A 7,360-nucleotide genomic window follows, 5' to 3' on the forward strand; every position below is an offset into this window, starting at 1 on the left:
CGATTCATCCTCCCGAAACAGCATGAATTAGCATCAACTCCAATCGGTCGGAGAGAAAAGTTTCAGCCCACTTATCTTTTGGCACAACTTCGAAATTGATAGCTACTGCTATTCCGTTTGGCTTTAATCCAATACTTTCAATAAATGAAGCAAGGGAAGTTCCATCTTCTACCTCATGGTACTGATCGTTTAATTTAATCGTCATATCTTTTTATTTTTAATGATTGTGGTTCAAGGAAATGATTGACAGGGCCGTATCCTTTTCCGGTTGTAATATTTTGCCCTGCTTTTATTGCAGATGAAATATAGTTTTTAGCTAGTCTTATGGCATCCTCTATGTTATAGTCGAGAGATATGTATGCGGCTATGGCTGATGAGTATGTACACCCTGTACCATGCAAGTTACAGGAATTGATCCGCGCAGATGAGAATCGGACAGGCTCCGTATTTGCTGTAAACAGAATATCTGTTGAATCGGGTGATTGGGAATGCCCTCCTTTTATCAGCACGGCTGGACACCCTTGAGATAGTAGTATTTCAGCAGCGGTATAGATGTCTTTTTCTGAATGGATTTTAATACCCGATAAGGCTTCCGCTTCGGGTAAGTTAGGTGTAATAAGTGTAATGCGGGGATATAAATAATTATTGAAAGCCGAAACAATGGACGTGGATGCCAGACGGGCTCCGCTTGTGGCAACCATTACAGGGTCTACGATAACTGAGGGAAGATTATATCTGTCAATAATAGAGGCAACAAGTTCTATAATTTCTATAGATGGCAGCATGCCTGTTTTGATAACATCAACAGTCATGTCATCCAGGACAGCTTCAAGTTGTTTCTTTATTATTTCGGTAGAGAGAACTTCGACAGCTCTGACTTCGGCTGTGTTTTGAGCGGTAATAGCAGTAATAACAGATGCGACGAAAACGCCGAGCGACGAAAATGTTTTCAGATCCGCCTGTATTCCGGCACATCCGCCACTGTCAGATCCTGCAATTGTTAATGCTGTTGGATATCTCCTTATCTTTTTCATATTTGATCAGTATTAAATATACCAATCAAGAGATATCCTAATTAAAGGAGGGAATTTCTTTATTCATCATTCCTACGTCGGTATTACCCGCATCAGGTTGTAAGGGTATGATCTCAGCCTGTAATGGCACCCCTTGATCGTATATGCGGCAAATGTATGCTTTTTTATTCTTTAATCGTTGCTTTTTTGTTAAAATATAGTTGAAATATCATTTTTTCATCATTCTGTTTTAGTAATTATATTCATACCTTGTCTTAAAATAGGTTGAAGTTTATATCCATGATTTTTTTATGTCTATATCAGAAATTTCGTTTCTTATTTTTGTCAGATATAATTCGTAGAATTTGTGGTTTATATAAACAGGTAATTCTTTACTATATTGACCAATACTATTAATGTCAAATAAACCATATTGCAAAATAAATCGCAACTTGTTTTGCAATAGAGAGTCTTTTTTTAAGATTAATGAACGATAATAAATCTTTCAATTTGAAAGTCTTGCTGAGATTCCAATTATGATGGAACTTCTTATCGAGTACAGATTTTATATTTATTTAAGTCAAGTGGCTGTTCCACTTTAATATGGTTAAATTCAATCTCCACATCTGACAATTCTGTTTTTAAGGATGCTAGTTTATTCCGGTACTGAATACTGATTCTAAAGATCCCTTATTCACAATTTTATTAGAATCGAAAATCCTCGAAATATTATACCTTTCTTTAAGTAAAGATCTCGGAGAGATTAACAAGCTGTATTTTTATGAAAAAGAGAAAATTATAGAAGCTCGTAATATTCTTTACAATCTCTATCAGAATCCACCTAGTATCTGTCGTTTGGCGTCAATGATTGGCTCGAATGAATTCAAGCTTAAACAAGGATTCAGATTATTATACAATAACACGGTCTATGGAGTATTATCAGAATACCGGATGGAGAAAGCAAAGCAATATTTATTGAATACACAAATGCCTGTTTCAGAGATTGCCTTACAAATTGGATTTGAACTCCAAAGTAGTTTTCGTAAAGCTTTTAAACGTCACTTTTTAATGCCCCCGTTGAATATAGGAACAGCAAATAAAAGAGACGAAATTAATAGAAATTGGAGTAAGACAAGGTTTATTTTTTATCTTTACAAAAGATAAGTCGCTCTTTAAGATCGTGAGGAAATTAAGCAGATCTAAGAACCAAGCTGGTTTCTAAATCGTTACCTATCGAAAAGATATTAGTTCGTAATATATTGATTAATAAACAATAACAAGTTTTACTATGTCTTCCAACATAGAATGTCAAATGACAATCCAGTTTACAAAGATCTTCTATCATTTTCAAACTGCGGCAAAGGCTACTGGTTTGGGGGACGTAAAATATTTTATCTTCTTCTCCTTCCCCTTTGTATTTGTCCATGATGCGGATGGGGATATCCAGCAATTTAATGTAACACTCCGCTTTTGTTTTCTGGCGGGCAATATATATCCATTTCGAACCGTCTTTCTTTGTAATGATATTTTCCGAAGTCAAGTTAGCCAGTTCTGCTCTTCCCAAGCCTGTAAATACCGAAAAGACAAAAAGGTCACGCGTATGGCAGAGCCGATAAGTATATAATTCGACATTCATAACCTTGTCAAGCTGTTCACTTGTCAGGTGGCGGTGTATTTTGGGTGCTTTGTCCAATCTGTGCCCGGCAAAAGGATCTCGTTTCAATGTCCGTTGCTTGATAGCTAAACGTGTCATCTTACGAAGAACGATAAGGTAATCGTTCAGTGAAACCAATTTTAACTTTAACACAGTAGATAAGTAGAAATTAAAGTCATTAATAAACTGCATATCAAGGGAACGTAAGGGAATATCTTCAATCCCATATTTGTATTGTAAAAAATTATAAATATGCTTACGGGAGGTAATGTAGCGTATATAAGTATGACGCACACGGTCAATACCCACACGCAAAGCATACTCTTGGTTGTGTTCATCTAAAAGAGCAATCAATGTTTCTTTGGCCTGTGCCCTGTTCAATAATGCGTTCTTAATAATTTCCGCTGATACATAGCCAATGGTGTCGCTGCTTTTTTTGTATGTTGTTTTTGCTTTAAGTTCTAATTCCTCCAGCCGCGAATTAATGGATTTTAGCTCCTTTTTATTTTTAGAGTTGTTGTCCCTGATTATCACCCTTCCCGAATCGGCATCCCATAAAGCCGGAGAGATTTCTTCTCCGGTGGAATATTGGCATATTTTACCGTCAAGTGTTATGCGCCCCATGATCGGACAATTACCATTGGCTTTGATCTTCTGCTTATTTATATAAAACAGTAATTTAAATGTACTTCTCATATTTATAATCTTTCTGCATTTTGTAATTTTTTACTTGGACGGTATTTTCTCCTGCTCATATCTTTGAGAATAGTAGAAGGAGGTGCATCAAGACCTTGCAAGACATATTTGCTTCCGATATTGGCATCCAGAATTGTAACATCACGGTCTATTTTCTCATGGGTGACTTTGGCGTATCGTTGGGTGGTGGAGATGTTCTTATGTCCCATAGCCTTACTTACAGTTTCAATAGGTACACCTTGCGAAAGGCAAATTTGGCTGGCAAATGTGTGTCGGGCCATGTGAAAAAAACACAAGAAAAGGTATATTAAAACCCCATTCCCAATTGCAACATAAAACGTTGATCGTCATTGGAATCGAAGAATGATAGTTTACCGGTAAACTCCTTAAACAGTGTTACCCAGAATCCACCACCATACGAAGAGTGCCATTTATTCGAATCCTCGTGCGGATACCACACTCGCCCATAATCAACTCCTGCGAATAAACCGTATTCAACGGGAGTGAAACTGTTCTTCAACTCACCCATATCCCATCTGAATTCGGAAAACTGATAAAATGATTGTTTACCCATAAAACGATTATCCCGGAACCCTCTTAACTCAGTTGTCGCAGATTGAAAAAAATCGTATTTATTAGAAAGCAGCACTTTGGTATTTACTTCTGTCGCAAAAGACAAATGACTTATCAAATGAATGTTTACACTCAAATTGGCTGTTGCATAAGGAACGTGACGCCCTCTATTTCCTATATTGAATATTCCTCCGGTAGACAGACTTATTTTGTATTTTGAGATGACATCATTTGTTTTCTTATCCATCACATACCGTACGTTCAGATCGAGAAAGAATTTAGTGTCGAAAATATCATTGTTGTCATCATATATCTGATTAATATAACGGTCTCTGTTTTCTGGATTATCCACTTTGTCAATCTCTAATGAACTTGCAATATTAAATGTCTGGAATTTATCTATTTGATAATAAAATGCAGGTGTAACAGCATATCTTTCTAAATGTACTCTGTTAAATTTTTTATCTTCGTCTTTGTAGCCAGATGTTGAATTTCCATAACCGAAGAAGTTTGAAAAATAAGCAGGACTGCCGATAAATGCCGACAGGTGAAAACTTCTTCTTCCATCATAATCTGGAAAAATTCCCTGATAAGTAAAACCATTGATATAATCAAAACTAAGTTGGTGCCATTGAGTATAAGGAGTTCTCTTGAAACCATTCACCGTATAGGTAATAGATGTTCCCAGGTTAATACCCAGATCGGAATCATAAAGTCCGATGGGAGTAACCGATAGCTTTTTATGACTTAGTTTTTCATAATCATAGTTTAATGCATTTTCTTCATTACGGGGATATATAATCTTTACGGGTGATGTATCAGCCAATCTTTGTTGTTGAGACTGGGATTCATAAACTTTTACCTTACGGTTAGAAGTAAGATTATAGAGGTTTTCCCCTTTACCTCCGATTAGCAATGTTTTTATCCGGTTTGTTGGACGGTTTCCTTCAAATATGTCATTGCCTTCTAATCCGTAGACCCATATTTCCTTAGTCTGTTTAGTAGAATAATGCCGGTCAAAATATGGTTGGTCTGAATTTGAATTATAAATTTGAATGTGCAAATTGCCCATTTCATCTTCACCGAATATGAATCTATCATCATTATTCGTACCTGTAATCACAGGGGTTTTCTGCAATTCTAGATAATACCGATGTGCAATATCTTCTATTTGGTTGAGACGGCTCATTAGTTTTCTTTTTATATCTTGCATGTTCTTATCCTGCACCTCTTCGGGTAATGTTGAGAAAGCATTGGTTATCAACTGATCTGACAAATGAATCTGCAAGTATTTAGCCTGCTCCAACCAAACCCTCTCTTCACTCTTCTGGGTAAGAGCCATATCTAATGCATAGCCAAGTGTATTGAATTTCTTTACATTATCCAATTTCTCATCATAATTATTGATAAAACCCAAACCTAACATTTTCAACAAAGGCTTAAATAAAATACCTTCTATTTTCGGATAAGCATGGTTCCGGTCAAGTACCATCGGTTCAAATATAACGGAATCACTCTTCAATGCCGTAATCCAGCCCCATGATTCGGGGATTTTGTTCCAGTCTCCAATCAGCATATCAAATAACCGCGTGCGGATATAAAGTTGCTGATCTACATTATAAGTATCCCCTTTATGTAATTCTTCAAGAAGTTGTTCCACATTAGTAAATACTTTTTCCTGTTCCGTAAAAGGTAAACGTGTAATCGTTATCAGATTACCTCTGATATTGCTGCCGTCTGCAACGGTATCTGTAGCTTCTCCTGTTGAAATATACGCAATATCATATCGATTAGAGATCAGGTCAATTTCTTTTGCCATAAGGTTGGATGCAAGGAAGCTGTAGGGATGGACAATCGTAAATGCTTCTGTAATAAAATCGCCTATATAAGTCTCTTCTAAATCATCAATATCATAAATGTTTTTAAAAAAACTCGAATTTAAGAAACTAGTAGATCCACCGAGAGGACGTAGCAGATACAAATATTCATTCTTATCCTTCAATACTAAGGTGTGCAAATCCTTAAATTCTCTGAGAATGGATAATCCTCCATATAAAGAATTCAGACTAATTGCTTTTACGCTTACCGCTTTATAATACAATGGTTCGTAATGCGTACCCCATAAACTATGATATAGAGAACCGTGCTCATTTCTCTTTTGCTCGTATATCGGTTTCTTTACGACATCACCTAACTGAATGGAAATAGAATCTCTCTTATTCTGTGCGTTTAAAACAGTCACGAAGAAGATAGATAGAATCACTAAATAATAAACTCTAATTTTTTCACGTAAAATGATCTTATGATAGGCTATTAAATAGTAAAACGTACTTAATGATATATTTTTAAAAATATCTAATGGTTTCATCTTATCATTTGTTCTAAATTCTGTTTTCGGGAAAGGCAATTAATAAATCATTAGAGATCCTAATAAAAGAAGAAATATACCTTTCAGACTTCCTTCTGGTACAGACTAATAAGCAGGGATAATATGCTCTGCTTTCAGTTGGTCAAACATTTTTCTGAAAGCAGGGAAGATATCTGTTTGGTTATCGATAAAACCAAATCGATGGATCTTTTGCGGATCAGACAGTATATTGTATGAATCATTAAAGATTAAATCACTTGAATACCAGTTTAAAGAACGGAGTAAAGATTTATTCTTGAGCTTATATTTTTCACAAATACCTTTCCATAGATCATCCCTGCTTTGCATATATAAAGCCAGCGGGAAAGCGTTAGGCCTTCCCGATAGTATACCAAAATATTTGCTTATTTGTACCCAAAGGTCTTTCCATAGTGTTCCATTCCAGCTTGTTATATTAAAGATCTCCCCTTTGCATGACTTCCGGGACAGTACATATTGCATACTTTCCGTAAGGGTATCTAATGCGGTTAAATCAATCCGGGAATTAAATTTTTCTTCACTGCCGGGAAAAGACATAGGCACACCTTCTTCCTTACAGAGTGTTGCATAGATTGCAATTTGAATTGCTATACCGGAAGGGTTGTCAATAGAGATATCGATTATTGTATTTGAACGAAGCGATGTCCATCCCCATTTCTTATTGACGGACTCTTGTCTTAAAAACTCTTCTTCAGGGGTGTAAAGATGAAAAAACATACAAGGGGTAAATGGCACATATCTTTTTACAATAACTGGTTTAAGCACACTCATTTTCTTATCGTGCCTGATAGTTTCCTGGATAAATATAATGTGTTCGAGCCAAGGCGCTATTTTTTCTATTTCTGTTACTAAATTCAGGGACTCGATATTTTTCAAGGATCTATTATCGGATGTACCGAAGAAGATATGTGTAATCTCCTGTAATTTTTCCTGATGAAGATCGATTGCATCTGTATTCAGGCAATCCAAGCGGATAAATTCGAATGTTCCTGTATAAGAAAGCTTTTGGGAAGATAT

6 protein-coding genes, 1 pseudogene and 1 riboswitch are annotated in these 7,360 nt (G+C 36.0%); of the genes and pseudogenes, 1 reads left to right on the forward strand and 6 read right to left on the reverse strand.

What is annotated here, in order from left to right:
* Positions 1 to 4: 4 nt before the first annotated feature.
* Both thiS and thiD read right to left on the reverse strand, forming a co-directional pair.
* Entirely contained in the window at positions 5 to 205 is a 201-nt protein-coding gene (thiS, locus tag B3P17_RS08400; RefSeq protein WP_291105044.1) for a sulfur carrier protein ThiS, read from the reverse strand.
* On the reverse strand, positions 195 to 1,034 hold the full coding sequence (gene thiD, locus B3P17_RS08405; RefSeq protein ID WP_291105047.1) for a bifunctional hydroxymethylpyrimidine kinase/phosphomethylpyrimidine kinase: 840 nt from the start codon (positions 1,032 to 1,034) through the stop codon (positions 195 to 197). The genes thiS and thiD overlap by 11 nt, the downstream gene beginning before the upstream one ends.
* A gap of 52 nt (positions 1,035 to 1,086) precedes the next feature.
* Positions 1,087 to 1,178, reverse strand: a riboswitch (TPP riboswitch).
* 699 nt (positions 1,179 to 1,877) lie between these two features.
* Here thiD and B3P17_RS08410 point away from each other — a divergent pair.
* Positions 1,878 to 2,177 carry a helix-turn-helix transcriptional regulator gene (locus B3P17_RS08410; RefSeq protein WP_291105050.1) on the forward strand — a complete coding sequence of 100 codons (300 nt, stop codon included), beginning with the start codon at positions 1,878 to 1,880 and terminating at the stop codon, positions 2,175 to 2,177.
* 25 nt (positions 2,178 to 2,202) lie between these two features.
* Here B3P17_RS08410 and B3P17_RS08415 read toward each other — a convergent pair whose 3' ends face one another.
* From B3P17_RS08415 to B3P17_RS08430, 4 genes and pseudogenes are all read right to left on the reverse strand, one after another.
* Positions 2,203 to 3,363, reverse strand: coding sequence for a site-specific integrase (locus tag B3P17_RS08415; RefSeq protein WP_291105053.1), 1,161 nt, complete (start codon positions 3,361 to 3,363; stop codon positions 2,203 to 2,205).
* A 2-nt stretch (positions 3,364 to 3,365) separates the two neighbouring features.
* Positions 3,366 to 3,650 (reverse strand): annotated as a pseudogene (locus B3P17_RS08420) (tyrosine-type recombinase/integrase); the annotation flags it as partial.
* 20 nt (positions 3,651 to 3,670) lie between these two features.
* Entirely contained in the window at positions 3,671 to 6,304 is a 2,634-nt protein-coding gene (locus B3P17_RS08425; protein ID WP_291105056.1) for a hypothetical protein, read from the reverse strand.
* 105 nt (positions 6,305 to 6,409) lie between these two features.
* Positions 6,410 to 7,360 (reverse strand): hypothetical protein (locus B3P17_RS08430; RefSeq protein ID WP_291105059.1); only part of this gene is annotated, 951 nt, incomplete at its 5' end.

It is taken from the genome of Dysgonomonas sp. UBA7630 (assembly GCF_002483985.1).
Lineage (GTDB): Bacteria > Bacteroidota > Bacteroidia > Bacteroidales > Dysgonomonadaceae > Dysgonomonas.

Excerpts from the sequence above, each read along its gene's own strand:
- thiS (WP_291105044.1), bottom strand. The coding sequence starts at position 205 with ATGACGATTAAATTAAACGATCAGTACCATGAGGTAGAAGATGGAACT.
- thiD (WP_291105047.1), bottom strand. The coding sequence starts at position 1,034 with ATGAAAAAGATAAGGAGATATCCAACAGCATTAACAATTGCAGGATCT.
- B3P17_RS08410 (WP_291105050.1), top strand. The coding sequence starts at position 1,878 with ATGATTGGCTCGAATGAATTCAAGCTTAAACAAGGATTCAGATTATTA.
- B3P17_RS08415 (WP_291105053.1), bottom strand. The coding sequence starts at position 3,363 with ATGAGAAGTACATTTAAATTACTGTTTTATATAAATAAGCAGAAGATC.
- B3P17_RS08425 (WP_291105056.1), bottom strand. The coding sequence starts at position 6,304 with ATGAAACCATTAGATATTTTTAAAAATATATCATTAAGTACGTTTTAC.